Below are 25,156 nucleotides of genomic sequence, written 5' to 3' on the forward strand. Positions count from 1 at the left end.
CCGCACGGGGGGCGCGTGCCGTTAGGTCAACTGTTCCTGGAACTCGGGGTGGTCATCCTGGCGCTGGCGCTCGTGGGCCGCGCAGCCGGGCGGCTGGGCATCACGCCCATTCCGCTGTACCTGCTCGCGGGCGTGGGGCTGGGCGCGTTCATGCACCTGGGCCGCGCCCCGGAGGAATTCATCCACGTGGGCGCCGAGATCGGCGCGGTGCTGCTGCTGTTCACGCTGGGCCTGGAATTCACCAGTCAGGAACTCCGCGAGAGCCTGAGCAAGCAGCGGAACATCGGCGCGCTGGACCTCGCCCTGAACTTCCCGCCGGGCCTGATCGCCGGGTGGCTGCTGGGCCTGCCCCCCATGGCCTGCGTGCTGCTGGGCGGCGTGACGTACCTGACCAGCAGCGGCATCGCCAGCAAGGTGCTGTCGGACCTGGGCCGACTCGGGAACCGCGAGACGCCGGTCATCCTGGGCGTGTGCGTGCTGGAGGACGTCGCCATGGCCGTGTACCTGCCGGTCGTGGCGGCGCTGCTGCTGGGCGGCACGCTGGTCGCCATCGGCGTGAACCTGATCGTCGCGCTGGGCGTGTTCGCCCTGACCTTCTTCCTGGCGTTGCGCTACGGGCACCTCCTGAGCCGCGCGCTGAACGTCCCCAGCGACGAGGCGCTGCTGCTGGGCGTGCTGGGACTGGTGCTGGTCGTGGCCGGCGCCGCCGACCTGCTGAAGGTCAGCGCCGCCATCGGCGCGTTCCTGGTGGGCATCGCGCTGTCCGGCGAGGTCGCCGACCGCGCCCGGCGGCAGATCGAGCCGCTGCGGGACCTGTTCGCCGCCGTGTTCTTCGTGTTCTTCGGCCTGCAACTGAACCTCGCCCAGGTGCCGGACGTGCTGCTGGCCGCCACGCTGCTGGCCGTCGTGACCGCCGCCACCAAGTTCGCAGTCGGCTGGATCGGCGCGGCCCGCGCGGGCGTGCAGACACGCGGCCGCGTCCGCGCCGGAGCGACCCTGATCGCACGCGGCGAGTTCAGCATCCTGATCGCGGGCCTGGGCCTGGGGCTCGCGCCGCAACTGGGGCCGCTGGCCGCCGTGTACGTACTGCTGACCGCCCTGATCGGCCCGGTCGTGACCCGCTTCGACGCACCCATCGCCGCGTGGCTGACCCGCCCCGCCCGGCCCGCCACGAGCAACTGACCCCCAGCAACAGGAACCGGCGGCAAAGGGAATATCCTCTGCCGCCGGTTCCTGTCGATGTTCACGCTGCCTGGATTGAACGGCTTTGCAGCCCATTCAATCGGAGGCCCTCAGATGGCGAGGCCCTGCGCGTGGGCGCTGACGTCCTTGCTCTCGTACTGGCCGGGCGGCAGGTCGATGGCGGGGGCGTTCGTCTCGAATTCGTCGTGCCAGCCGACCTCGTCCAGGGCCTTTTTCCACGCGCCGATGCTCTCGTTGCGGTAGATCTGGTAGGCGGCCATGCCGACCTCCGGGCCGCCGCGCGCGATCACGCTTTCCACCCAGGCCCACTTGGCGGACACGTTGCGCAGTTCGGCGGTGGTGCGCAGCTCCTTCTGGATGCGTTTCATGCGCTTCTCGATGACCTGCACGCCCGCGAAGGGGTCCGCGAAGTGCGGCGTGTGGCGTTTGGGCACGAAGGGACTGATGCCCAGCGCGATGCGGTTGATCCCGGCGAGTTCCTTGGTGAACGAGATCAGTTCCGTGATGTCGTCGTCGTTCTCGGGGCCCAGGCCGATCATCATGTACACCTTGACGCCCTTGAAGCCCAGGTCGCGGCTGATGTGCGCGGTCTTGACGAGGTCCTCGGTGGTGATGCCTTTCTTCAGCCAGCGGCGCAGGCGTTCGCTGGGGGCGTCGCTGGCGACCGTGAAGGTGCGCAGCCCGCCAGCCTTGAGGATCTCGGCCAGTTCGGCGTCCACCGTGTCGGCGCGGATGGAGCTGACGCCCAGCTTGATGCCCCGGTCGGTCAGGGTGCGCCCCACGAACTTGGTGTGCGGGAAGTCGCTGAGGGCCGCGCCGACCAGACCGACCTTGGTGGCCCAGTCGGGAATGACGTCCAGCAGTTCCTGCGCCTGGTTGTTGCGGTTCGGGCCGTACATGGTCCGGGCGAGGCAGAAGGTGCAGGGGCGGGGGCAGCCGCGCTGCGCCTCGACGAGGAACATGTTGCTCAGTTCGCTGTGCGGCGTGACGATCTGGCTGTACGCGGGCAGCAGTTCCTTGGGCGCGGTCGCCCACTTGGGTTCGTGGGTGTGCCGCGCCGGGAGGAACACGCCGGGCATGCCGTCCACGAGGTCGTAGAAGTCCTCGCGGCTCGTCGCCTCGCGCAGGGCCTCGCTGATGACCGGGATGATCTGCTCGCCGTCCCCGATGATGATCACGTCCGCGAACGGAGCGAGCGGGTAGGGGTTGGAGCTGGTGAACGGCCCGCCGATCATGACGATGGCGTCGCTGTCGTCGCGTTCCTCCCGCAGGGGGCGCAGTCCGGTCACGTCCAGCAGGCGGATGATGTTCGTCAGGTCCAGCTCGAACGACACGCTGATCGCCAGCAGCTGGCAGTCCCCGGCGTCGCGGCCCGTCTCGACGGTGGGCAGGGCCTGCCCGGTCCGCTCGAAGGCCTCGACGTCGTCGGGCAGGAAGGCGCGTTCGCAGGCGACACCTTCTTCCTGGTTGAACATGCGGTAGATGACCTGATAGCCCAGCGAGGCCATGCCGACCGAGTAGCGGTTCGGGAAGGCCAGGGTCACGCGGACGGGCGCCTGCTTGAACAGGGTGCCGGTCTCGTCGTCGAGCAGGGGTTTGATGGTGTTGCGCCAGTAACTCAAAAGTCCTCCGGGAGCGTGGGCCGCGCCGGAGGGAAAGCCAGAGCGGATCTCAGCGCAGGGGCTGGGCTCGGGCGGCGGCGCGCGTCACAATCTGCCATTCTACGGGATTGCGCGCACCCAACTGAAGTCCGCGTCACGACCGGCGCACGCCGCCTACGGGTCCGGGGTCGGGGGCGGGGCGTCCGGCAGGGCGCGCCCCTGCGGGTACAGCCAGCGCAGGAACACCAGGAACAGGCCGATCACGGTGGCGGTGCTGGTCGTCAGGAACGCCACGAGCACGCTGCTGTCCAGCCGGAACGGTCGCCCCGCCAGTTCGCCCCACCCGGCCGCCAGGGTCAGGACCACGTCGGCGGCCAGCCACGCGCCGGACAGCAGGAACACGATGGCCCCCACACCCAGCCGCAGCCAGCGTTGATCCACCGCCTCGCGGTAGCGCAGTTCGCGGGTGCGGCGTTCCAGGTCCGCCTGGGTGGGCAGGGCGCGCCGCTCGGCCTCCAGACCGTGCAGGACGGCCTGTTCGATGGCGGTCCGTTCGGGTGCCGGGGCCGGTGGTGGCGCGGCAGGGGGCGGACCGGCAGGTGGTGGCGAGGGGTCCGGCATCAGGCGCTGCGGGCCAGGGCGGTGTAGTACTCGCGGGTGATCTCGTCGGGGATCAGGTCGGCGCGGGCCGCGTACACCTGCGCCCAGGGGCTGCCGGCGCGGTGGGTCAGGCGTGAGAGTTCCAGGCCGTCCATGCTGCCGTAGGCGCTCCAGACGCTGCGAATCACCTCGGCGGCGTCCGGGTCGGCGTGCAGATCCGGTTCGGACGGCGCGACCGGCAGCGGCGACTCGATGGGCTGCACGCCCCGCCCGCCCCAGCGTTCCCACAGGCGGCGGATGACCGGGCCGTTCCTCCAGGCGTGGACGGTGTTGTACGTCAGGGGGCGGCCCAGCAGGGCCAGCGCGTAGCCGTGCGCGATGAACACCAGTTTGTGCACCTGCATCTGCGTCAGGTGCCTTCCCTCGCGGCGGGCCAGTTCGATGAAGGCGTTCGCCACGACCTCGGCGGCGTACCCACCGGGGGGCAGCGCGGCGGGCCAGGGGGTGACGGGCTCGGGGTGGGTCATGGCAACAACCTCCTTTCCCGGCTGGTCGGACCCGCCGGGGGTTCTGTCCTCAGCGTAACACGGCGGGGCCGGAAGCGGTGGGGCCGGGCGCGGTGGAGTCCAGCGTGCCCAGGTACGCCTTCGTCCGGTACGCCAGTTCCACGCAGGCCTCGGCCCCCGGCATCCCCGCCTGCGCGTGAGCGTCGAACGCCGCGTCCAGCGCCGACCGCAGCGCCGGGAACTCCGGCGAGTCCGGCGCGGGCAGGTAACTCACGCTGCCCGCCAGCGCATGCAGGGCCGCGCGCGTCAGGGGGTGCGTGTGCGTCCATTCACGCGCCTCGAACCCGCCGGGCATGAACAGCGGCAGGTCATCCTCCGGCACTCGGATCTGAAGGGGATCGTCGTCTGTGAACGCCCGCACGACCTCGCCGTACGCGCGGTTGAACGGCGCGCTTTCCTGCGCGGCCCGCCAGTCGTTCCAGACGAACAGCACCCGCCCGCCCGGAACCAGCACCCGCCGGAACTCCGGCAGGGTCCGCGCCGGGTCGAACCAGTGGGCCGCCTGCGCCGCCGTGATCAGCCCCACCGACGCGCCCGCCAACCCGGTCGCCTCGGACGTTCCGGCCTGCACGGTCAGACCCGGCACGCCGCACAACCCCTCACCCAGCCGGGCGCGCATGTCCGGGTTGGGTTCCACGGCCGTCACGGCCGCCCCGTGCGCCAGCAGCAGGCGCGTGAACAGCCCGGTCCCCGCGCCGATATCCGCGACCCGTGCGTCCAGCAGCCCCAGGTCACGCAACCACGCTCCCAGCGCGTCCGGGTAACCAGGGCGGGCCTGCGCGTACACGTCCGCGCGGCCCAGGAACCGCGCCGGATTCACCACGCTGGAATCGGCCGTCTGTTCGGGCGTCAGGTCAGACATACCCTCATCCTGCCATGATGACCCACACGGCGCGGGAGCACCTGCGCAGCCTCAGGCAGAGGTGTCCGATGTGACCGGGGGTTTCTCCAGGCGAACCGGTGCTGCACCGGCCGGGCGGGCAGCGGCGCCCGACCGCGCAGCTTCGCCTCCGCCACGCGCCCGCAGCGCCGGACGCCACGCGCTCGTCACGAAGTACACCAGCCCGCCCAGCAGCCCCGTCACCAGCAGGAACCACAGCAGGCGACCCAGCACCCCCACCGCCCCCACCACGAACACGCCCAGCCCCGTCAGCAACTGCCCCAGCAGCCACACGGCCGCCAACGCAGTGACCGCCAGGAGAATCACGCCCGCCAGGGCCAGCAGCAGTCGCGTCATGCCGCGCAGTCTAGCAAGCGGGCGGATGCAGAGGGTGGATCGGGGCATCTGACTCTTCATGCAGATCCTCATGAATTTAAGGTAAGAAAGCTGTGACCAGAGCTTGATAGCCTCCCTGAGCTTCGAACAGAACTTCTGTCGGAGAGACGCGTTGAGCTACGTACTGTATCCGGGCACCTGGTACGTGGTGAGCGAGTGGTGCGACCGGCTTTTCGTTCAGCTGTCCCCTGTCTGTCAGGGCAGCCTTCATTGATATGACTGCAGGATCACGGTCCTGCGGAGGAGTTCCCATGCGTACATTCAAAACTGCCACCCTGCTGACCGTCCTGCTGCTGACCCCCTTCGCGGGGGCCGTGTCCTCGCAGAGCAGCGACTACGACACCGCCATCGTGACCGGGCAGTCCACGACGGTCGGCACCTTCGGCGAGGCCGTCAGCTTCAACGTCAGCACGGGCGAGGTCGACCTTCCGGTCATGAAACCCGGCGAGACCTACACCATCACCATTCCCGTGGAAAACACCACGGACCGCGCCATCCGGCTGCAGCTGAAAGACGTGCAGGTGACCAGCGGCAATACCTCGGTCGCGTCGGTGACCTGGAGCACCCAGTCTGGTGATCTGGAACTCGCCGCCGGTGAATCCGGCGAACTGTCCATCACGGTCGTCACCCAGGACGCCGGCACCGTGAAGGCGGGCGACGTGGTGACCATCGGATACGGCGTGACCGGCCAGTCCGCGTACTGATCGGAAGTCCCGCAGTGGTGGCCCGCCACCTGCCAGAAACGACCCGCCGGGACGACCGTCTCTGCGGGTCGTTTCTGGCTGCGTCCCACCCGGCCGGTCGAGACAAGGGTATTGCGCGCCGCACGAATCGAGGAGCGAATCCACCATGCAACATGCCAGTAACATCGACCTGAAGCGCAGCGGACTGCCCGGCCTCTGCCTGTGGGCTGCCCTGACGGCCGCCACGGCGGCGGCGCAGGTGTCCGTCCCGAAGGTGTCCATCACGCCCAGTCAGGTGACCACGACCGAACTCGCCCGTACGGTGCTGGTTCAGCCCGCGCAGCTGGAGGCGCGGCTGAATCCGGGGATGTCGACCACGACCCTGACCTTCACGCTCCTGAGCCCCATCACCACAGAGGTCTACCTGAAAAGCCAGGATCGCCGCCTGATCGTCCGGCTGCCGGATGCACCGGTCCGTCTGACCGCGCACATGACGCAGCCGGTCAGCGTGCTCGTCATGGAGCCGCACGCCGGGCAGCTGAGTGTCCTGAACCGAAGCGGCGACGTCATCGGCACGGTGCCGTACCGGGTCGAGTCCGCGAAACTGGTGAATCAGAACCTGTCGCTGAACTACTCGCCGGGCGGGGCGCGGCTCGGGCTGAACTACTCGGTCAGCGGCGTACCGGCGTCCATCTTCGATCCACGCTGGTCCGCGAGTGCGAACGTCAGCCTGAAAACCGATTCAGGGCAGTTGGGCGGCGGTGTGAGCGTGAACCTTTCCTGGTGACTGCCGCGCTGCCCGTTCCTGCCGTACCCTGTCGGGCGTGAAGATTGTCGAGACGGAGCTGCTGGTGATCGGGGGCGGTGTGGCGGGCGCGTACGCGGCCCTGACGGCGCGCAGTTACGGGGCGGATGTGGTGCTGGCCTGCAAGACGCCGCTGACGGGCGGTTCGACCCGCTGGGCGCAGGGGGGGATCGCGGCGCCGCTGGCGGTGGGGGACGAGGACGCGCACGCGCTCGACACCCTGAAGGCCGGGCGGGGCCTGTGCGAGCCGGAGGCCGTGCAGGCGTTCGTGCGGGACGCGCGGTCGCATGTGGAGACGCTGCGGGACCTGGGTGTGACGTTCAGCGCGCACGTGACGCTGGAGGGCGGGCACAGCCGGGCGCGGATCCGGCACACGGGGGACTCGACGGGGCATTCGATCAGCCGGGCGCTGGCGGAGGCGCTTCAGGCGGGGCGCGGGGCGGCGTTGAATGTGCTGGAGGGCGCGTTCGTGCGGAACCTGCGGGTGTCCGGGGGTGCGGTGGTGGGCGCGGACCTGCTCACGCCGGACGGGCCGGTGGAGGTGCGGGCCGGGGCGGTGTTGCTGGCGACCGGGGGCTTCGGGCGGCTGTACCCGGTGACGACCGCGCCGCCCGAGGGCACGGGGGACGGGCTGGGGCTGGCGTGGCAGGCGGGCGCGGCGCTGCGGGACCTGGAGTTCGTGCAGTTCCACCCGACGGCGGTGGTGCGGGGCGGCGAGGCGTTCCTGGTGACGGAGGCCGCGCGGGGCGAGGGTGGGCGGCTGCTGAACGCGCGGGGCGAGCGGTTCATGGAGCGCTACGATCCGGCGCTGGAACTCGCGCCGCGGGACGTGGTGGCGCGCGCGATTGCCGCCGAGATCGCCGCGACGGGCCGGGTGGACCTGGACCTGCGGCACCTGGGCGCGGCGTTCGTGCGCTCTCGCTTTCCGACGGTCACGGCGTCCCTGGCGCCGCTGGGCCTTGATCTGGGCGCGGACCTGATCCCGGTGCAGCCGGCGGTGCATTACACGATGGGCGGCGTGCAGACGGACGTGCAGGGCCGCACGGGCGTGCCGGGCCTGTACGCGGCGGGTGAGGTGGCGTCCAGCGGCCTGCACGGCGCGAACCGGCTGGCGAGCAACAGCCTGTCCGAGGGACTGGTGTTCGGCGCGCGGGCGGCGCGGGCGGCCCTGGCGGTCCTGAAGCCGGTGCCGGCGCGGACCGAGGCACTCCCGGCGCCGCTGGTGGACCCGGCCTGCCTGCCCGCACTGCGGTCGCTGGTGGCGGGCGCGGCGGGCCTGCGGCGCGACGGGGAGGCGCTGCGGGCCGCGCTGGACGCCTGGGCGTGGCCGGTGACGACCACCGAGTCCCGCGAGAGTCTGGAAGCCGGGCATCTGGCCCTGATCGGCGAACGGGTGCTGCGGGCGGCGCTGGCGCGCGAGGAGTCGCGTGGCGGGCACCACCGGACGGACTTTCCGGGCGAGGCGGCGGGCGCGGTGCATTCCGTGCAGTCGCGCGCGCTGGGGGACACGGTGGCGCGGGTGCCGGTGGGCGCGGCGGTACCGGCTGTGCTAGGGTCTTCCGCGTGAAATCCCGCACAACGTCACCTCTGGGGGCCGCCCCGTGCTGAGCCTCGACGAGCGCCTGCGCGCCGCCCTGGCCGAGGATATCGGCCGGGGGGACGCCACGACCCTCGCCACCATTCCCGCCTCGCAGGGCGCCACCGCCGAATTCCTGCTGAAGGAGCCGGGCGTCCTGAGCGGCCTGGAGGTCGCCACGCGCGTCTTCGCGCTGGTGGACCCGGCCGTGAGGGTCACCTGGACCGCGCGGGACGGCGAGGCCCGCACGCGCGGCCCGATCGGCACGGTCAGCGGCGCGGCCCGCAGCCTCCTGACCGGCGAACGCCTCGCCCTGAACCTGATGCAGCGCCTGTCGGGCGTCGCCACGCAGACCCGCCGTTACGCGGACGCGCTGGGCGGCGGGCACACGCGCCTGCTCGACACCCGCAAGACCACCCCGCTGTGGCGCGACCTGGAGAAACAGGCGGTGCGGCACGGCGGCGGCTTCAATCACCGCGCGGGCCTGGACGACGGCATCCTGATCAAGGACAACCACGTGGCCGCCGCCGGCAGCATCACGGAAGCCATCCGACGCGCCCGCGACCACAGTTACCTGCTGAAGATCGAGTGCGAGGTGCCGGATCTCGCGGGCCTGGAGGAAGCCCTGCACGCCCGCGCCGACCGCGTGCTGCTGGACAACATGAGCGACGAGCTGCTGGCCCAGGCCGTGGCCCTGCGTGACCGCCTCGCGCCGCACGTGACGCTGGAAGCCAGCGGCAACATGACCCCCGAACGCCTGCCGCGCGTGGCGGCCAGCGGCGTGGACTTCGTGAGTGCCGGGGCGCTGACGCACTCGGCCCCCGCGCTGGACATCAGCCTGAACTTCCTTCCCGACCCACACACCCCTGCCCCCGAGGACCTGTCATGACCGACCTGCCCCACACCGCCCCCACCCCCCGCCCCGTCACGGACCGCCCCGTCACGGACCGCCCCGACCCGGCCGGCACCCCGGTCGTGCCGCGCCCGCAGACGCCCAACCGCGACCTGCTGCAACTCGAAGTCCTCCCGGACGAATCGCAGATCCGCGCGGACATCGAACGCCTGCGCAAAGAGAAGAACGCCGTGATCATCGCGCACAACTACCAGCGGCCCGAGGTGCAGGGCATCGCGGACTACGTGGGCGACTCGCTGGGCCTGTCCCGGCAGGCCGCGAAGACCGACGCGGACGTGATCGTGTTCGCCGGCGTGCACTTCATGGCCGAGACCGCCGCCATCCTCAACCCGGACAAGACCGTGCTGCTCCCCGACCTGCGCGCCGGGTGCTCGCTGGCCGACACCGTCACCGCGCAGGGCATCCGCGACTGGAAAACACAGAACCCCGGCGGGCTGGTCGTCACGTACGTGAACACCACCGCCGACGTGAAAGCCGAGAGCGACTACTGCTGCACCAGCGGGAACGCCGTGCAGATCGTGCAGAACCTCCCGGCAGACGTGCCGGTCCTGTTCGCCCCGGACCGCTTCCTGGCCGCCCACGTCATCCGCGAGACGGGCCGGGCCATGGACGTCTGGGACGGCGCCTGTCACGTCCACGAGGCCATCCGCCCCGAGGACGTGCAGGACCAGCAGGCCGCGTACCCGGACGCCGAACTGCTCATCCACCCCGAGTGCGGCTGCTCCACGAAAATCCTGGGCGCCCTGCCGGAATTGCAGCTGTACTCCACCGAGGGCATGGTCCACCGCGCCCGCGAGAGTGCCGCGCAGGAATTCATCGTCGTCACCGAGACCGGCATGGTCACCCGCCTGGAACACGACGTGCCCGGCAAGACCTTCATTCCGGTCAGCCGCACCGCCTGCTGCGAGTACATGAAGATGATCACCCTGGAGAACATCCGCGACGCGCTAGAGAACCTTCAGCCGCGCGTGACCGTTCCCGCCGACATCCGCGAGAAGGCGCTGGTGCCCATCGAACGCATGCTCGCCATCGGGTAACCCGCAGCCGCAGACAGGCCCGACCCGCCGCTCTGGTGAGCGGGCCTGTCTGCGGCTGTGAGCAGAGCACGTCAACCCATGCTGCCGACACTGCTCACCCCCTCCCAGCCTCCCCCATCAAGGGGGAGGGGCATAAGAGCCTATCCGGAAAATATGGTGTACTGAGCTGCAGTGACGACGCAACAGCACCAAGATCAAATCAACGCTCAGGACACCCTTTGGGAAGTGCCGGATGAGCTCTGGATTCGTCTGGCTCCAGTCCTGGTCATCGACAAACCCAGAAAGAAAAGTGGGCGTCCCCCACGGGACGCCCGCGCCATTTTCAACGGGTTGATCTGGCTCGCCAGAACCGGTAGTCAGTGGAGCCAACTCCCACGTCGCTACGGCCCAAAATCCACGGTCCACGAACGGTTCACTGCCTGGGTCGAGCACGGATGCTTACGCGCGGCCTGGGCAATCGTGCTGGAAGAATATGACCAGGAGCTCGGGATCGACTGGGAATGGCAAGCCGCTGATGGAAGCATCGTCAAAGCTCCCCTCGGAAAAAGGGGGCCCTCGGAGCGTCCGAAGCGACGGGCAGCAATCCCACCGACCGAGGCAAAGCAGGCTGTAAACGCACGCTGCTGACAGATGCCAAAGGAATTCCACTCGCCGTGGTGCTGTCTGGAGCGAACCGGCATGACAGCAAGATGCTGATGGACGTCCTGGATGCTGTGGTCATCGCTGTTCCTCCTCCTGAGGAGGAGGAACAGCGTCATCTGCTTCTGGACCGTGGGTACGACACGCGGGCATGTCGTGCCTTGGCTGAGATGGAAGGGCTGGTCGCGCATATTCCGAAGAGGGCGACGAAACAGGAGCCTCTCCCTCCACCGAGCGATCCGGACCGTCATCCCCCTCGGCGGTGGGTCGTGGAGGTCGGGCATAGTTGGTTCAATCGGTTCCGTCGCATTCTGACGCGCTGGGACAAGCGGCAGGAGCTGTATCTGGGGTTTGTCGAACTGGCGTCCTGTCTCATCATCTGGCGCAAGTTGGCTCCTGTCGCTCCCATCCGCACACTTTCCGGATAGACTCTAAGCCACAGACAAGGGAGGCCCGGGCCGCACACGCGGCGTCCGGGCCTCCCCTCTTTCTTTGCTGTGGCTTATGCCTTGCGGGCTTTCATGTTCTCGATGATCTTGTCACCGAACTGGCTGGTCTTGACTTCGGTAGCGCCTTCCATGTTGCGGGCGAAGTCGTACGTGACGACGCGCTGCTGGATGGTGTCGTCCAGGCCCTTGAGGATCAGGTCGGCGGCTTCGGTCCAGCCCATGTAGCGCAGCATCATCTCGCCCGAGAGGATCACGGAGGAGGGGTTGATGACGTCCTTACCGGCGTACTTGGGAGCGGTGCCGTGCGTGGCTTCGAAGATGGCGTGGCCGGTCACGTAGTTGATGTTCGCGCCGGGGGCGATGCCGATCCCGCCGACCTGCGCGGCCAGCGCGTCGCTGACGTAGTCGCCGTTCAGGTTCAAAGTAGCGATCACGTCGTAGTCGGTGGGGCGCAGCAGGATCTGCTGGAGGAAGTTGTCGGCGATGACGTCCTTGATGACGATGCCGTTCGGCAGCTGGCACCAGGGGCCGCCGTCGATCTCCACCGCGCCGAATTCACGCTTGGCGAGTTCGTAGCCCCAGTCGCGGAAGCCGCCTTCCGTGAACTTCATGATGTTGCCCTTGTGGACGATGGCGACGCTCTTGCGGCCGTTGTCGATGGCGAACTGGATGGCGGCGCGCACGAGGCGCTCGGTGCCTTCACGGCTGACGGGTTTGATGCCGAAGGAGCTGGTGTCGGGGAAGCGGATCTTGGTGACGCCCATCTCGCGGGTCAGGAAGCCGCGGACCTTGTCGGCCTCGGGCGTGCCGGCCTTGTACTCGATGCCGGCGTAGATGTCCTCGGTGTTCTCGCGGAAGATGACCATGTCCACGTCTTCGGGGCGCTTGACGGGGCTGGGCACGCCCTTGAAGTACTGGACGGGGCGCACGCAGGCGTACAGGTCGAGTTCCTGGCGCAGCGCGACGTTGATGGAGCGGATGCCGGTGCCGACCGGGGTGGTCAGCGGGCCCTTGATGCCGAACAGGTACTCGCGGAAGGCGTCCAGGGTGCCCTGGGGCAGCCACTCGTTGGCGCCGTACACTTCGAGGCTCTTCTCGCCGGCGTAGACTTCCATCCACTCGATCTTCTTCTCGCCGCCGTAGGCGATCTCGACGGCGGCGTCGAGGACGCGCACGCTGGCCTTCCAGATGTCGGGGCCGGTGCCGTCACCCTCGACGAAGGGAATGATGGGGCGGTTCGGCACGCTGAGCTTGCCGTCTTGCATCGTGATCTTCTCGCCCTGCGCGGGCACCTTGATGTGGTTATCCATGACGGGAATCACTGTACCCCAGTCGGGTGAATCGGGGGTTGGTGTCCGTGTTACCCGAAGGGTTCAAGGCGCGGTCTGGACGCAGTTCAGAGTTCCGGGCGGGGCTGCGGCGCCTGAATTCATGAAGGTTTGCCTTCGGGTTGCTGCGGCGGGAGTGAAGGCCGACTCACCGCGCCCCGCGCCGGATGGCGGATGGTAGGGGGACCCAACCGGGAATCCAGACTGCAGGAGGTTCACAATGAGTGATGACAAAAGCACCGCCGGGAACATGCTGGACGCCGCTAAGGCCAAGATCAACGAGGGCGCCGACCGCCTGCGCGAAGCGGGTCACAACGCCGCGCACGCCGTGACGGGCGACGCGCACCACAAGGCCGAGGCCCTGGAAGACCGCGCCAAGGCGGAACTCCACAACCGCGAAGCGAACGCCGAGTACAACGAGGGCAAGCGCGAAGCGACCGACGGCGACGGCAAGTAAGCCCGGCCTGAGCTCCCCTACGCCAGTCTTCCCGTCCGGGGAGGCTGGTTTCCGCTGTGGGGGCGCCGCTACGTCCGGTACGCTGCCGGGCATGGATCTCGAACGGATTCCGCTTTTTCGGCGCCGGAAGGACTTCTACGTGAACGCCCGCGCTGTCATCGAACGGGACGGCCCACGGGAGCGCGAGGTGCTGCTGCAACGCCGCGTGAAACCGGGGCAGCCCCGGCGGCTGGAATTTCCGGGCGGGCAGCTCGATCCCTTCGAGGGAATCACAGACGCCCTGGCCCGCGAGGTGCGCGAGGAGACGGGCCTGACCGTCAGCGGCTACCTGACGGACCTGCGGGGCACCATGACCGTGACCCCGGCGGCCGAGGTGGAGTGCCTGACGCCCAGTTTCGTGTACCAGACCCGGCGCGGGCCGGTGGACAGCGTGGGCTTCTTCTTCCGGGTGCAGGCCAGCGGCGACCTGACGGAGCGGGGGGACGGGGCCGCCGGTCACGAATGGGTGCCGTTGGGCGAGGTCCGCCGCCGCTTCCGGGACGCGCCGGACACCTTCGACTGGCTCACGCAGGCGGCGCTACGGCACCTGCTGACGCACGACTGGGCCGGGCACGCCGGGCCGGACGACAGCCGCGAGGGGGTGCTGGAGCCCGGCACGGTGCTGCTGGTGCGCCACGCACGGGCGACCGGGCAGGAACCGGGGGCGCTGCTCACCCCCGACGGCGAGGGAGCGGCGCAGGCCCTGGCTTCCTCGCTGTGCGGGCTGGGTGTCACGCGGATCGTCAGCAGTCCATGGGTGCGGGCGGCGGCGACGGCGCGTCCGCTGGCCGACCGGCTGGGGCTGCCCGTCACGACGGACGAGCGCCTGACCGAGCGGACGCTGAGCGGCGCATCCCGCGCCGACTGGCGCGAGCGGCTGCGCGCCAGTTTCTCGGACGAACGCCTGTGCCTGCCGGGCGGCGAGTCCGGCGCGGCGGCCCGCGCCCGCATCCAGTCGGCCCTGGCGGACGCGCGTGACCCGGCGGGCGTGACGGTGGTGGTCACGCACGGGAACCTGCTGGCCTTGGCGTTGGGTCTGGGTTTCGAGGACTGGGCGGCGCTGCGCAACCCGGACGTGTGGACGCTGCACACCGGAGCGGCGCGGCGGTGGCCGGCGTGACGGGCGGCGTTCCGGCCGATCCGCACGCGACCCCGCTGGTCGGGGGCCGGCCGTACCGGGTGGTGCGGCGGGTGCTGGGCGGCGTGCCGTGCCTGCTGGAACTTCCGCCGGAGGGACAGGCGGTGACGGCGCTGTGCGTGGTGTACCACGGCGCCTGGGCGACCAAGGAGGGCAAGCTGGGCGTGTACGCGGCGCTGGCGGCGGGCGAGGGGACCGGGGGCGCGGCGGTGATCCTGCCGGACGCGGCCCTGCACGGTGAGCGGCAGGGTGACACGCCGCCGGGCCTGAACGACCGCGAGTACGTCTGGGAGAGCGTGAGTCGCACGGTGGCGGAGGCTCCGGCGCTGCTGGCCGGGGCGCACGCGGAGTTCGGGCCGGGGGCCGGGCGGGTGCCGCTGTGGCTGGTGGGGTCCAGCATGGGTGGGTACGTGGTGCAGACGCTGCGGCGCACGCTGCCGGAGGCTGGGCTGCCGGTGGCGCGGACGGCGGCGCTGATCACGTCCGGCGTGTGGCGGGAACCGGCGGTCCGGGCGCCGCACCTGCGGGCCTTTCTGGACGCCTACCGCCCGGTCGTGCATGCGGGCGCCGCGCCGCTCACGCCGCTGCTGCTGGCCAGCGGGGAGGCCGACCCGACCTTTTCGCTCGCGGCGCATCATGCGCCCACGGCGGCGGCGTACCGGGAGGCGTTCGGGCCGGGCGGGGCCGGGCTGGTGGAACGGACCTTCGCGGGGGTGGGGCATTACACCAGCGTGCGGATGCGGGACGCCACGCTGGCGTTCCTGGGGGGCGGGACGTCCGTGGCGACTTCCCCGCCGAATGATACGGACTCCGATTGAATGGTCTTTGCAGCCCATTCAATCCGAGCGGATGCGAGTGGGAGAGGGGCGGGTTCCGGACGTGGAGCCGGCAATCCGGTGACGTTCCGGATTGTTGGCGAAACAAACGGAATCCGTATGAGAGAATTCTGTAAGCGGGAGCGTGACAGGATCGCCCGGTATGAACCACCTGACCCGGCGGGATGCACTCGCGGCAGAGGCCGCGCCCGCCCCGTCTACCCGGCCGGGGGCCGGCGAGCCGGACGCACTGCTGACCGCGCGGGAGCAGGCGGTGTTCACTCTGCTGAGCAGTCATCCGGGCCGGTTGTACGCACGCGCCGACATTCTGGAGCGGGTGTGGGGGCTGGAGTTCGGCGGTGACGAACGGGTGGTGGACGCGTACGTGAACCGCGTCCGCCGCAAGCTGGAAGGCCGGAGCGACCTGCGGATCGAGACGGTCCGGGGCGCCGGGTACCGCTGCGTTCCGGCGGACGACGGGCCGGGCGCGGACCCGCTACCGGTCGGCGCGACCCGCCTGCTGGAACTCGTGGGCGAGTACGGGACCAGTCCGGCCGGGATTCTGCGGGCGCTGCTGGACAGCGTGGGCAGCGTGCCGGGCGTGGGCGGCGTGGCGCTGCTGCGCGGCCAGCCGGGCGCCGCGCAGGTCGTGGCGGCGGTCGGGTCGTGCCCGGTCAGCTGGCCGCCACCGCCGGTCCCGGCGGCGGACGCCTCTGCGTGGGTCGCGGGCGGACCGGCTCCCGAAGGGATCAGGGTGGCGGGTGGCGTGCCGGCGCTGCTGCTGCCGCTGCCCACGGCGGCCGGGTCGCGGCTGGTGCTGGCGTTCGCGGGGCGGCCCGGCGCGGTGTGGGAGGCGGACACGCGGGCGCTGCTGTGCGCGCTGGCGCGGCCCGCTGTCGGTGCGCTGCGCCGCGCGCTGGAAGCGCAAGCCGAGCGTGAAGCGCACCGCCTGCTGAGCGAGCAGGTACAGGCGCTGGAGGCACGCGCCCTGAAGGCGCGGCAGGACAGCGGGGCGCTGCTGGCCCTCACGCACCTGCTGGAGGACGCCCGCAGCGTGCCGGAGATCCTGAACGTCAGCCTGCCGGTCCTGGCGGAACTGGCTGGCACGGACGCCTGCGCCGCGTGGTTCCCGCGCCCCGGCGGGCCGGCCGGCGCGGCCCTGCACCGCACGGGCCTGCCGGTGGGGACGCCCGACTGGAGCGGGTCGCCGGCGCTGCCGGGCGACCTGACCGTCGAGATCGGCGAGCAGACGCTGACGCTGCGGCCCTTCGGCACCCACGGGACGGCCACGCGGGAGGCGAGCCTGCTGCTGCCGGTCGCGGCGCGCTGCGTGGCGCTGGCCCTGACGCAGACGACCCTGCTGCGCGCCCTGGAACGCTCGGCCCTGACCGACGAGTACACCGGGCTGGGCAACCGGCAGGCGTTCCTGGCGGACCTGCACGCCGAGGTGGCGTTCTCGGGGCGGCACGGGGCGCGCTTCGCGGTGGCGCTGGTGGACCTGGGGAACATCCGGTACCTGAACGCCACGTCCGGGTACGCCGGCGGGAACGACCTGATCTCGCGGCTGGCGCGGACGCTGCAGGGCGTGACCCGCGCCGAGGACCGCGCGTACCGCCTGAACGGCGCGACCTTCGCGCTGCTGCTGCGCCTGCCGCCGGACCCCGGCGGGGCGGTGCGCGGCTGGCAGGACCGGCTGGGCGCGGCCCTGACGCAGCTCAGGCAGTCGGCGCCCGTGCCGCTGGACCTCCAGACGTCGCTGGTCGTGTGCCCGCAGGACGCCGCCAGTACCTCCGAACTGCTGCGGCTGGCGCTGCGGCACCTGAGTCCCGCGCCGCTGCCCGCGTCCCTGCCCGACGCGGCCGATCAATCTCCCGAATCCCAGTGGCCCGCCCATGACGGATGACACCCTCCTGTCCCCGGCGGCCCGGCCGGACGCGGCGCCCGGCGGTCCCCTGACCAGCCTGGACGCGCACGCCGGACGCTGCGCCGCCCTGAGCGGCCGGAGTCACCCGGACGCCCTGAGCGAACTGCTGCGCGCAGCCACCGACTACGTGAACGCCGCGCACGCCGCCGGGAACGAGGCGGCCGAGATCGAGGCGCTGTCGCTGCTGGCCAGCGCCGCGCAGCGCGGCGGACAGCTGCGGCTGGCGGTGGAATGCCAGCAGCGGGAACTGGACCTGCACGCCCGGCGCGGCGACCGGGCCGGGCAGGCCCACTGCCTGAACAACATCGGGATGCTGCACGCCAACCTGGGCGCGCACGCCGAGGCGCTGGCCGCCCTGCACGGCTGCCAGCGCCTGTGCGACCAGTACCAGGAACTGCCGGACGAACTGCGCGGCGCGTGCGGCGTGAACATCGCGCACGCCTTCCTGCTGATGGGTCAGCCCGCGCACGCCCTGACGTTCCTGCAACCCGGCCTGGACACCGCCCGCCGCTGCGGGGACCTGCAGACGGAACTGGCCGCGCTGGGCATCCTGGGACTGATCCACAAGGAACTGGACGCCCCCCAGGCCACCCGGACGCTGCTGGACGCCATCGAACTGGCCCGCGCGCACGACCAGACGACGCACCTGATCGATCTGTTCGACAACCTGGGGCAGGTGCACCTGCAACTCGGGGACTCGGGGCAGGCCGAGGCGATGTTCCGGCAGTCGCTGTACTGGGCCGAGGCGACCGGCGACGTACACGGCCGCGTGAACGCCCTGCTGAGCCTCGGCCGGGCGGCCTTCGCACGCCAGGACACGCCGGGCGCGCTCACGCACCTGGGCGGCGCGCTCGGGCAGGCGCGCGAGCATCACCTGAACGCGTCGGTCCTGACCATCCTGAACGCCCTGGTCGGCGGGCTGGAAGCCGACGGGCAGGTCGCGCAGGCGTACCCGTTCCTGCGGGACCTGCGGGACCTGGAACGGCAACTGTTCACCGAGGACAGCGAACGGCAGGTGCAGTCGCTGCGCAGTCAGTTCGAGACGGAACGCGCCCGGCACGACGCCGACGTGTACCGCCAGCTGAACGAGGCCGCGCAGCACGCCCGCCTCCAGGCCGAGGAGACCGTCCGGGTCCGCACCGCCGAACTGGAAGCCGTGCAGATCGAGATCGTCACGCGCCTCGGCATGGCCGCCGAGTACCGCGACGACCGCACCGGGCAGCACACCCGCCGGGTCGGGGAACTCAGCGGGCAGCTCGCGCAGATGATGGGCCTGCCGCCCGAGGAGGTCGACCTGATCCGCTGGGCCGCGCGCCTGCACGACATCGGCAAGATCGGCGTCAGCGACGACATCCTGCTGAAGACCAGTCCGTACACCCCGGAAGAATTCGAACGCATGAAACTCCACACCATCATCGGCGCGAAGGTGCTGGAGGGCAGCACGTCCCGCCTGCTGCGCGTCGCCGAGGAGATCGCCCGCACGCACCACGAACGCTGGGACGGCGGCGGCTACCCCCGCCAGCTGAGCGGCACGGACATCCCCATGTCGGGCCGCATCGTGGCAGTCGCAGACGTGTTCGACGCACTGACCTCCGAAAGGCCGTACAAGGAGGCGTGGACCGTCACCGCCGCGCTGGAGGAAATGCAGCGCGGCAGCGGCACGCAGTTCGACCCGGACATCGTGGAACGCCTGATCATGATGGTCACCAGCAACCAGCCGGAACTCAAACCCATGCTGGCCCCACGCCTGCACCCGGACCTGCACCCGCCCGTCCCGCCACTTCACGCCGAGGACTGCCGGGAAGCGCAGCAACTGATCGAGCAGGCCTGGAGTATCCGCCAGAGCGACCCCAGGGGCGGCGCGCTGATCGCCCCGCGCGCCCTGGACGCCGCGCGCCGCTGCGGCGACGACCTGACCCTGGGCCTCGCGCAGCGCACCAGCGGCTTCTACTGCTTCATGGCCGGCCAGTACGAGGAAGCCCTGACGCACCTGTCGCAGGGCATGGACATCGGCATCCTGTGCGACAACCGCGCCCTGCAGGCCGACTGCGCGAACTTCACGGCCGCCGTGTACTCGAACCTGCAGGAGTACGAGAAGGCCGCCGATCACCTCGCCGTGGTGCTGCGCATCGCCCGCGAGGACCACGACCGCCTGCGCGAGGCGCATTCGCTGCACAACCTCTCGAACCTGCATTACTACAACCGCGATCTTGCCAGGGCCATGGAACTGGCGCGGGAGTGCCTGGAACTGTACCGGTCGCTGGATCACGTCAGTGGCGTGGCCTTCGCGCTGAGCATGCAGGCCACCGTCGCCTTCGACCTGGGGCAACCGGAACAGGCCGCGCAGGCCGCGCGGGCCGCCATGGTGTACGCCGAGCAGGCCGGAAGCCTGGAGGTCGGCACCATCGCACTGGCCACGGCCGGCCGGGCCACCGCTCAGCTGGGCAATGTGCCGGAAGGCATCGCGCTGCTCCGGCAGGCCATCCGGGACGCGCAGACGCACGATCTGACCATCCCGCAGGCCGAACATCACCTGGAACTCGGACGGGTGCTTCAGAACACCGGTGATTCCGTGGGCGCGCGCGAGCACTACGGTCAGGCCCTTGCCCTGGCCGAGCCGCTGGCAGCGAAAAGCATCATGATGAGCACGTACCTGCAACTGGCCGAGCTGTGCGCCGCCGAGGGCCGCTATCAGGAAGCGTTCGAGCTGTACCGGCGGCACCATGACGTGGAACGTGAGACTCACAGCGTGACGGCGGCCCTGAAGACGCGGGCGTTGATGACGCAGCTGGAAGTCGAGCGGGTCAAGTCCGAGGCGCAGATCTACCGCCTGAAGACCATCGAACTGGCGAGTGCCAACGAGGCGCTGGAACGCGTGAACACCGAGAAGAGCGGGCTGGTGAACATGCTCGAGGAGCAGTCGCGGCTGCTGGAACGGCAGCTGTCGGAAGACGGCCTGACCGGCCTGTTCAACCGGCGGCATGTGGAGGGCGTGTTGCAGCACGAGTTCCTGCACGGGCGGGTCACGCAGGCGCCGCTGTGCGTGGCGATGGCGGACATCGATCACTTCAAGCAGATCAACGATCAGTTCTCGCATCTGGTGGGGGATCAGGTGCTGCGCGCGGTGGCGGCGCTGTTCCAGAGTGCGGTGCGGCCCACCGACAGCGTCGGGCGGTACGGTGGCGAGGAGTTCCTGTTCGTGTTCCCGAACACCACCACCGAGCAGGGCCAACGGATCTGCGAGCGGGTGCGTGAACTGGTGGGCACCTACGACTGGTCACAGATTCACCCGTCGCTGACGGTCTCACTGTCGATGGGCGTGGCGACCGATCCGCGCGTCCCGAACCACGAGCGGCTGGTGTCGCTGGCCGACGAGCAGCTGTACCGCGCCAAACGTTCCGGACGCAACCGGGTCTGCGTGCTGCCGGAAGCCGGGCACTGACCGCACGCTCCAGCAGTGCTGAGGGTATCCACCGGTCTTTCTGAATCGAGCGCACCCGCAGAGCTGCGCAGCAGGTTGAACAACCGAAAAACGATGTGAACGACGCGCGGGACCGGGTCGCATCCCGCGCGGCCGGCCCTCCGGCCTGCACCCGCGTGCAGTCCCGCTGTCATAAAACTCCGTTCTGTGACTTTTCGTGACACGCAGCGGCCGACCCTCCGCCCTGCGCCGACCAGTACGCGCTGGATCTCACCCGGCGGGGGCACCCGGCAGGGAGTCCGGCTGTCTCGGGAGCGTCACACTGGCCGCGCACACTGGGCTCCAGAAGCTCCCAGACTGCCCGCCGTGCCGGGGGTCGCTGCCGGAGAGTGGAGGAAGCATCATGAAGATCAACACGACCGTCCTGTCCCGCCTGACCCTGCTTGCCGCCGCGCTGTCACTGGCCGCCTGCGGTCAGCGGACCGCGCCGGTGCAGAGTGCGCTGCCCGCACCGGCGCCGCTGGCCTCCGGCGGTCAGATCGCCACGGTCCGGATCGGGCCGGACGTGACCGAGGCGGCCCTGCGCGGCGCGATGCCCAGCGCGCAGATCATCGCGTTCCAGCCGGACAGCGGGTACGCTCTGCTGTCGGTTCCGGCCACCCTGAAGGCCGCCGGCCTGAGCAGCCAGGGGCTCCGGGCGCTGGGCGTGAATGCCCAGGGGGTGACGCTGGAAATCGATCAGGAACTGGAAGCCCTGAACGACACTGCGGCAGAAGGAACCACCGGCGGCCTGGGCGCGACCACCTGGGCGGGCGGCGCGACCACCTGGGCCGGCGGAGCAACCTCGTGGGCGGGCGGCAGCACCTTCCTCACGCCCCGCGACTGGGCCAGCACCCAGGAGTACTGGACCGCGATCAACCTCCAGGCGGCCCACCGGCTGGTCCCAGAACTCGGGCGGGGCGTGAAGGTCGCCGTGATCGACACCGGCATCGACCTGAACCACCCGCTGCTGCGCGGCCGGATCGACACGGTGGGCGCCTGGGATTACGTGGGCGGCGACGCCATCCCGCAGGAGGAACTGCCGGTCAGCGGCGTCCGGAAGTACGGTCACGGCACGGCCGTGAGTGGCGTGGTGCTGCAGGTCGCGCCGAACGCCGAGATCCTGCCGCTGCGGGTCCTGAATCCCAACGGGCGCGGGCAGATGTCGCGGGTCCTGCAGGCCATGGACCGCGCGGTGGCCAGTGGAGCGCGCGTGATCAACCTGTCCCTCGGCTCCGATACGGACTCGGCGGCGCTGAACACCATGATCGGCGCGGCGATCGCGCGGGGTGTCGTGGTCGTGAATTCCTCCGGGAACAGCGGCACGGAAGGCATGGTGTTCCCCGCCCAGAACCTCACGACCGGGAAGTTCACGGCGGACAGCGGCCTGCTGGGCATTGGGAGCGTGAACCTGAAGGGCCTGAAGTCCTCCTTCTCCACGTACGGCGTGGGCATGTCCCTCACCGCGCCCGGCGAGAAGGTGATCACCAGTTACCCGGACAGCCGACTGGCGTACGCTTCTGGCACGTCGTTCGCCGCTCCGGCGGTGTCGGGGGCGGCGGCGCTGGCCCTGTCGACCGGCGCGGCCAGCCTGAGCCCCGCGAACATCGCCGCGAACCTGCGCCTGACCGCCACGCCCAGCCCGGACCTGCTGTTCAAGGGCAAGCTGGGGCAGGGTGTCCTGAACGTCGGGGCTTTCGTGGGCCGGTACCGCTGATGGGCGGCACGCAGGCGGGCGACAGGGCGCCGCAATCCGGGGTGACGGCCCCACCGGCCGCGTGGTGGCCGCCCGCGCTGGGCGGCGCGCAGCCCGCGCCCGTGCAGGCGGCCAGCCGGGGGATCTGGAAGGACACCCGCCCCAAACCCATGTCCAGCTGATACGGACTCCGATTGAATGGGCTGCAAAGCCCGCTGGGTCCGAGCGGATGCGACTCGGAGAGCTGCCCCGCAGAGAAGGAGAGAAACGCCCCTCCGGACGTGGAGCCGGCAATCCGGTGCGGTTCCGGATTGTTGGCGAAACAAACGGAATCCGTATGACGACCTGTTCCCGGCCTCCTGCGCGCCGGGCGGCCGGGGCTCGTCCGAATGGCTGACGCGCCGCAGAAGAATTCCTGACACGCTGGCCGGTATGAGCGCCCACCTGCCTCCCTCCACCTCGGCCGTGCCCGGACGGTCCGAGGTTGCGCCCGCCGCCCTGACCGTGCTGCTGGCCGCCCTGACGCTGGGCGCGTGGGGGCAACTGCTGTTTCAGGCGCCGGAGGGACTGCGGATCGCGAACCGTTCCGGCGCGGTCCTGTCGGGGGTGCGGGTGTGCCTGCCGGACGGGCGGTGCCTGAGCCGCCGGGTGTTGTGGCCGCACGAGTCGTGGCAGGTGCCGCTGCCGGACGGCGTGCGTCACGCCGAGGTGAGCGTGCCGGGGCACCTGCACCGTGAGCCTGTCGCTCTGCGGGCCTCCGGGGTGGCGCGGCTGATCGTGGGATCGGGACAGGTGGACGTGACGCCCTGACCACAGCCGGAACGGGGATCCCCGCAGGAATGAGACGGACTCGCAGAGGGGCCGCCCGGAATCCATCAGTGACTGCCCAGGGGTGAGCGGGCGGCGGTGATCCAGCCGTCCTGCACGGCCGCGAAGGGGCTCTGGAGCAGCGTGAGCAGCAGGTGTTCCTCGCCGGGGGGGTGGGTGACGGCGTGCCAGTGGCCGGCGCACTGCACCTGGATGCGGTAGTGGCCGCTGCCGGGGTCGGGGTGCATCCGGTAGTTGCCGATGGGGTGGGTGCCGCTGGGCAGGGTGGGGACGTGCGGACCGGGAACGTGCATGGCGGGGCCTCCTGTCGGGGGTGGGGGGACGGGTTCAGGGTGAGGGGTGGGGCGTGACCACGGCGTGACTGACGGTCAGGACCCGGAAGTTCACCTTTCGTATGCAAGGTTTTGAGCCCTTACCGGACCTGCCGCTCAGGCGCGCGCGCCGTATTTCTGCCGTCTGACAGCGTGTTTACGCCCCCATGCGTGGCGTGTTAGCCTCACGGCACTTCAACCCTGCACGACCCCGAGGAGACCGATGACCACCACCCATCTGGAAGGCCTGCTGCCTTTCGAGCACGAGCCGTACCACACCTTTCAGGACGAGGCGGTCGCCGCCCGTCAGCGCGACGCCTTCCGGGCCGTGCGCGAGGCGTACGCGGGCCGCACGTTCCCGCTGATCGTCGCCGGGCAGGACGCCCAGGGGAGCGGCACCTTCGCCGTGCGCAACCCCGCCGACACCCGCGAGACACTGTGGCACTTCCAGAACGCCACGCCCGCGCAACTGAATGAGGCGGTGGCGGCGGCGCAGGCTGCCTTCCTGGAGTGGCGCCGCACCGAGCCGCTGCAACGCGCCAGCATCTTCAAACGGGCCGCCGAGCTGTTGCGCGCGCGCAGAATGGAATTCAACGCGGTCATGACGCTGGAGAACGGCAAGAACTGGGCCGAGGCCGACGGCGAGGTGGCCGAGTCGGTGGATCACTTCGAGGTCTTCGCGCGTGAAACGCTGCGCTGGGCGCAGGGCAAGGCCGTGTACCCCATGCCGGACGAGCACGTGACGACCATGTACGAGCCGCTGGGCGTGGTGGCCTGCATCAGCCCGTGGAACTTCCCGAGCGCGATTCCGCTGGGCATGGCGCTGGGCGCGCTGGCGGCCGGGAACACGGTGCTGTGGAAACCGGCTGGCGAGACGCCGCTCTCGTCGTACCTGATGGTTCAGCTGCTGTTCGAGGCGGGCCTGCCCCGGAACGCCGTGCAGTTCCTGACCGGCACGGACGACGTGCTGGGCGACCCGCTGGTGGACCATCCGGGCGTGCGCATGATCGCCTTTACCGGCAGCAAGGAGATCGGCTGCCGCATCTACGAGCGGGCCGCGCGGGTGCAGCCGGGCCAGCGGTGGCTCAAGCGCGTGATCGCCGAGATGGGCGGCAAGGACCCCACGGTCGTGTGCGCGGACGCGGACATCGAGGCCGCCGCGACCGGCATCGTGCAGGCGGCGTTCGGGTACAGCGGGCAGAAGTGCAGCGCCTGCTCCCGCGTGATCGCCGAAGACAGCGTGTACGACGACCTGCTGGCCCGCGTGACCGAGAAGACCCGCGCGCTGAAGGTCGGTCTGCCCGAGGAGAACGCCGCCGTCGGCCCGGTCATTCACCAGGGCAGCGCCGACCGCATCGCGCAGTTTGTCGAGGCGGGCCGCACGACCGCGCGGCTGGTGCTGGGCGGAGACACGCCCGACACCGGGGACCGCGTGGGCGGGTACGTCTCCCCCACCCTGTTCGCGGACGTGGACCCGGCCGATCCGCTGTTCCAGCAGGAGATCTTCGGGCCGGTCCTGACCTTCACCCGCGCCCGCGACTGGGAACACGCCATCGAACTGGCGAACGACTCCGAGTACGGCCTGACCGCCGCGTTCTACTCGCGCGACCCGCACAAGATCGCGGTGGCCCGCCGCGACATGCACGTGGGGAACCTGTACATCAACCGCAAGTGCACGGGCGCCCTGAGTGGCACGCACGCCTTCGGCGGGTACGGCATGAGCGGCACGAACGCCAAGGTCGGCGGCCCCGACTACCTGTTCTGGTTCCTTCAGACCAAGACGGTGGCGCAGCGCTACTGACGGGAACGGGG

General features: G+C 70.4%; 23 protein-coding genes and 1 riboswitch. Of the genes, 16 read left to right on the plus strand and 7 right to left on the minus strand.

Features of this window, described 5'->3' with window-relative positions; genetic code table 11:
* Nucleotides 1–15: 15 nt before the first annotated feature.
* On the plus strand, nt 16–1,182 hold the full coding sequence (locus CBQ26_RS06600) for a cation:proton antiporter (protein WP_088247734.1): 1,167 nt from the start codon (nt 16–18) through the stop codon (nt 1,180–1,182).
* Nucleotides 1,183–1,292: 110 nt separating this feature from the next.
* Here CBQ26_RS06600 and CBQ26_RS06605 read toward each other — a convergent pair whose 3' ends face one another.
* The 5 genes from CBQ26_RS06605 to CBQ26_RS22435 all read right to left on the minus strand — a co-directional run bounded on the left by CBQ26_RS06605 (nt 1,293) and on the right by CBQ26_RS22435 (nt 5,207).
* The gene (locus CBQ26_RS06605; protein WP_088247735.1) at nt 1,293–2,825 is read right to left on the minus strand and encodes a B12-binding domain-containing radical SAM protein; all 1,533 of its coding nucleotides are present in this window, start codon (nt 2,823–2,825) and stop codon (nt 1,293–1,295) included.
* Nucleotides 2,826–2,978: 153 nt separating this feature from the next.
* Complete coding sequence (locus CBQ26_RS06610) at nt 2,979–3,425, minus strand: hypothetical protein (RefSeq protein ID WP_088247737.1); 447 nt, start codon at nt 3,423–3,425, stop codon at nt 2,979–2,981.
* Nucleotides 3,425–3,931, minus strand: a complete 507-nt coding sequence (locus CBQ26_RS06615) for a Panacea domain-containing protein (RefSeq protein ID WP_088247739.1) — start codon at nt 3,929–3,931, stop codon at nt 3,425–3,427. Before CBQ26_RS06615 ends, CBQ26_RS06610 begins: the two co-directional genes overlap by 1 nt.
* A 49-nt stretch (nt 3,932–3,980) precedes the next feature.
* Nucleotides 3,981–4,832 carry a class I SAM-dependent methyltransferase gene (locus CBQ26_RS06620; RefSeq protein ID WP_088247741.1) on the minus strand — a complete coding sequence of 284 codons (852 nt, stop codon included), beginning with the start codon at nt 4,830–4,832 and terminating at the stop codon, nt 3,981–3,983.
* A gap of 51 nt (nt 4,833–4,883) precedes the next feature.
* On the minus strand, nt 4,884–5,207 hold the full coding sequence (locus tag CBQ26_RS22435) for a hypothetical protein (protein ID WP_229844029.1): 324 nt from the start codon (nt 5,205–5,207) through the stop codon (nt 4,884–4,886).
* A gap of 135 nt (nt 5,208–5,342) precedes the next feature.
* Nucleotides 5,343–5,426, plus strand: a riboswitch (cyclic di-GMP riboswitch).
* A gap of 71 nt (nt 5,427–5,497) precedes the next feature.
* Between CBQ26_RS22435 and CBQ26_RS06630 the strand changes: the two genes are divergently transcribed.
* The 7 genes from CBQ26_RS06630 to CBQ26_RS23125 all read left to right on the plus strand — a co-directional run bounded on the left by CBQ26_RS06630 (nt 5,498) and on the right by CBQ26_RS23125 (nt 11,327).
* Nucleotides 5,498–5,950 (plus strand): hypothetical protein, encoded by a 453-nt coding sequence (locus CBQ26_RS06630; protein WP_088247743.1) that lies wholly within the window; start codon nt 5,498–5,500, stop codon nt 5,948–5,950.
* 145 nt (nt 5,951–6,095) lie between these two features.
* Entirely contained in the window at nt 6,096–6,716 is a 621-nt protein-coding gene (locus CBQ26_RS06635) for a hypothetical protein (protein WP_088247745.1), read from the plus strand.
* A gap of 37 nt (nt 6,717–6,753) precedes the next feature.
* The gene (nadB, locus tag CBQ26_RS06640) at nt 6,754–8,301 is read left to right on the plus strand and encodes an L-aspartate oxidase (RefSeq protein ID WP_088247747.1); all 1,548 of its coding nucleotides are present in this window, start codon (nt 6,754–6,756) and stop codon (nt 8,299–8,301) included.
* A 34-nt stretch (nt 8,302–8,335) separates the two neighbouring features.
* On the plus strand, nt 8,336–9,199 hold the full coding sequence (gene nadC / locus CBQ26_RS06645; protein WP_088247749.1) for a carboxylating nicotinate-nucleotide diphosphorylase: 864 nt from the start codon (nt 8,336–8,338) through the stop codon (nt 9,197–9,199).
* Complete coding sequence (gene nadA, locus CBQ26_RS06650; protein WP_088247751.1) at nt 9,196–10,260, plus strand: quinolinate synthase NadA; 1,065 nt, start codon at nt 9,196–9,198, stop codon at nt 10,258–10,260. The genes nadC and nadA overlap by 4 nt, the downstream gene beginning before the upstream one ends.
* A 171-nt stretch (nt 10,261–10,431) precedes the next feature.
* Nucleotides 10,432–10,887: a transposase gene (locus tag CBQ26_RS23120; RefSeq protein ID WP_088249312.1), complete on the plus strand. Its 456-nt coding sequence runs from the start codon at nt 10,432–10,434 to the stop codon at nt 10,885–10,887.
* Nucleotides 10,884–11,327, plus strand: coding sequence for an IS5 family transposase (locus CBQ26_RS23125; RefSeq protein WP_373297168.1), 444 nt, complete (start codon nt 10,884–10,886; stop codon nt 11,325–11,327). The genes CBQ26_RS23120 and CBQ26_RS23125 overlap by 4 nt, the downstream gene beginning before the upstream one ends.
* Before the next feature lie 74 nt (nt 11,328–11,401).
* Here CBQ26_RS23125 and icd read toward each other — a convergent pair whose 3' ends face one another.
* Nucleotides 11,402–12,658: an NADP-dependent isocitrate dehydrogenase gene (icd, locus tag CBQ26_RS06660; RefSeq protein WP_088247753.1), complete on the minus strand. Its 1,257-nt coding sequence runs from the start codon at nt 12,656–12,658 to the stop codon at nt 11,402–11,404.
* Between the two features lie 238 nt (nt 12,659–12,896).
* Here icd and CBQ26_RS06665 point away from each other — a divergent pair, with 238 nt between their 5' ends.
* The 7 genes from CBQ26_RS06665 (at nt 12,897) to CBQ26_RS06695 (ending at nt 23,015) form a co-directional block, all read left to right on the plus strand.
* Nucleotides 12,897–13,133 (plus strand): hypothetical protein, encoded by a 237-nt coding sequence (locus CBQ26_RS06665; RefSeq protein WP_088247755.1) that lies wholly within the window; start codon nt 12,897–12,899, stop codon nt 13,131–13,133.
* A gap of 91 nt (nt 13,134–13,224) precedes the next feature.
* The gene (locus CBQ26_RS06670; RefSeq protein ID WP_088247757.1) at nt 13,225–14,292 is read left to right on the plus strand and encodes a histidine phosphatase family protein; all 1,068 of its coding nucleotides are present in this window, start codon (nt 13,225–13,227) and stop codon (nt 14,290–14,292) included.
* Nucleotides 14,250–15,128: an alpha/beta hydrolase family protein gene (locus CBQ26_RS06675; RefSeq protein ID WP_229844030.1), complete on the plus strand. Its 879-nt coding sequence runs from the start codon at nt 14,250–14,252 to the stop codon at nt 15,126–15,128. The genes CBQ26_RS06670 and CBQ26_RS06675 overlap by 43 nt, the downstream gene beginning before the upstream one ends.
* Before the next feature lie 160 nt (nt 15,129–15,288).
* A complete protein-coding gene (locus CBQ26_RS21760) occupies nt 15,289–17,028 on the plus strand; it encodes a winged helix-turn-helix domain-containing protein (protein ID WP_088247759.1) in 1,740 nt (579 codons plus the stop codon).
* Nucleotides 17,018–20,491 carry a diguanylate cyclase gene (locus CBQ26_RS21250; RefSeq protein WP_143341985.1) on the plus strand — a complete coding sequence of 1,158 codons (3,474 nt, stop codon included), beginning with the start codon at nt 17,018–17,020 and terminating at the stop codon, nt 20,489–20,491. Before CBQ26_RS21760 ends, CBQ26_RS21250 begins: the two co-directional genes overlap by 11 nt.
* A gap of 382 nt (nt 20,492–20,873) precedes the next feature.
* Nucleotides 20,874–22,226, plus strand: coding sequence for a S8 family peptidase (locus CBQ26_RS06690; RefSeq protein ID WP_088247760.1), 1,353 nt, complete (start codon nt 20,874–20,876; stop codon nt 22,224–22,226).
* A 411-nt stretch (nt 22,227–22,637) separates the two neighbouring features.
* Nucleotides 22,638–23,015: a hypothetical protein gene (locus CBQ26_RS06695; RefSeq protein ID WP_088247761.1), complete on the plus strand. Its 378-nt coding sequence runs from the start codon at nt 22,638–22,640 to the stop codon at nt 23,013–23,015.
* Nucleotides 23,016–23,080: 65 nt separating this feature from the next.
* Here the strand turns inward: CBQ26_RS06695 and CBQ26_RS06700 are convergent, their stop codons facing one another.
* Nucleotides 23,081–23,326 carry a hypothetical protein gene (locus CBQ26_RS06700; RefSeq protein ID WP_088247763.1) on the minus strand — a complete coding sequence of 82 codons (246 nt, stop codon included), beginning with the start codon at nt 23,324–23,326 and terminating at the stop codon, nt 23,081–23,083.
* Between the two features lie 241 nt (nt 23,327–23,567).
* Here CBQ26_RS06700 and CBQ26_RS06705 point away from each other — a divergent pair, with 241 nt between their 5' ends.
* Nucleotides 23,568–25,145 (plus strand): L-glutamate gamma-semialdehyde dehydrogenase, encoded by a 1,578-nt coding sequence (locus CBQ26_RS06705; protein ID WP_088247765.1) that lies wholly within the window; start codon nt 23,568–23,570, stop codon nt 25,143–25,145.
* Nucleotides 25,146–25,156 lie beyond the last annotated feature (11 nt).

The sequence above is a fragment of the Deinococcus indicus genome (assembly GCF_002198095.1).
Classification (GTDB): domain Bacteria; phylum Deinococcota; class Deinococci; order Deinococcales; family Deinococcaceae; genus Deinococcus; species Deinococcus caeni.

What these genes read in the sequence shown, in the direction of transcription:
- CBQ26_RS06610 (WP_088247737.1), bottom strand. Translation starts at nt 3,425, where the DNA reads ATGCCGGACCCCTCGCCACCACCTGCCGGTCCGCCCCCTGCCGCGCCA.
- CBQ26_RS06615 (WP_088247739.1), bottom strand. Translation starts at nt 3,931, where the DNA reads ATGACCCACCCCGAGCCCGTCACCCCCTGGCCCGCCGCGCTGCCCCCC.
- CBQ26_RS06620 (WP_088247741.1), bottom strand. Translation starts at nt 4,832, where the DNA reads ATGTCTGACCTGACGCCCGAACAGACGGCCGATTCCAGCGTGGTGAAT.
- CBQ26_RS22435 (WP_229844029.1), bottom strand. Translation starts at nt 5,207, where the DNA reads ATGACGCGACTGCTGCTGGCCCTGGCGGGCGTGATTCTCCTGGCGGTC.
- CBQ26_RS06630 (WP_088247743.1), top strand. Translation starts at nt 5,498, where the DNA reads ATGCGTACATTCAAAACTGCCACCCTGCTGACCGTCCTGCTGCTGACC.
- CBQ26_RS06635 (WP_088247745.1), top strand. Translation starts at nt 6,096, where the DNA reads ATGCAACATGCCAGTAACATCGACCTGAAGCGCAGCGGACTGCCCGGC.
- nadA (WP_088247751.1), top strand. Translation starts at nt 9,196, where the DNA reads ATGACCGACCTGCCCCACACCGCCCCCACCCCCCGCCCCGTCACGGAC.
- icd (WP_088247753.1), bottom strand. Translation starts at nt 12,658, where the DNA reads ATGGATAACCACATCAAGGTGCCCGCGCAGGGCGAGAAGATCACGATG.
- CBQ26_RS06665 (WP_088247755.1), top strand. Translation starts at nt 12,897, where the DNA reads ATGAGTGATGACAAAAGCACCGCCGGGAACATGCTGGACGCCGCTAAG.
- CBQ26_RS06670 (WP_088247757.1), top strand. Translation starts at nt 13,225, where the DNA reads ATGGATCTCGAACGGATTCCGCTTTTTCGGCGCCGGAAGGACTTCTAC.
- CBQ26_RS21760 (WP_088247759.1), top strand. Translation starts at nt 15,289, where the DNA reads ATGAACCACCTGACCCGGCGGGATGCACTCGCGGCAGAGGCCGCGCCC.
- CBQ26_RS21250 (WP_143341985.1), top strand. Translation starts at nt 17,018, where the DNA reads ATGACGGATGACACCCTCCTGTCCCCGGCGGCCCGGCCGGACGCGGCG.
- CBQ26_RS06690 (WP_088247760.1), top strand. Translation starts at nt 20,874, where the DNA reads ATGAAGATCAACACGACCGTCCTGTCCCGCCTGACCCTGCTTGCCGCC.
- CBQ26_RS06695 (WP_088247761.1), top strand. Translation starts at nt 22,638, where the DNA reads ATGAGCGCCCACCTGCCTCCCTCCACCTCGGCCGTGCCCGGACGGTCC.
- CBQ26_RS06700 (WP_088247763.1), bottom strand. Translation starts at nt 23,326, where the DNA reads ATGCACGTTCCCGGTCCGCACGTCCCCACCCTGCCCAGCGGCACCCAC.
- CBQ26_RS06705 (WP_088247765.1), top strand. Translation starts at nt 23,568, where the DNA reads ATGACCACCACCCATCTGGAAGGCCTGCTGCCTTTCGAGCACGAGCCG.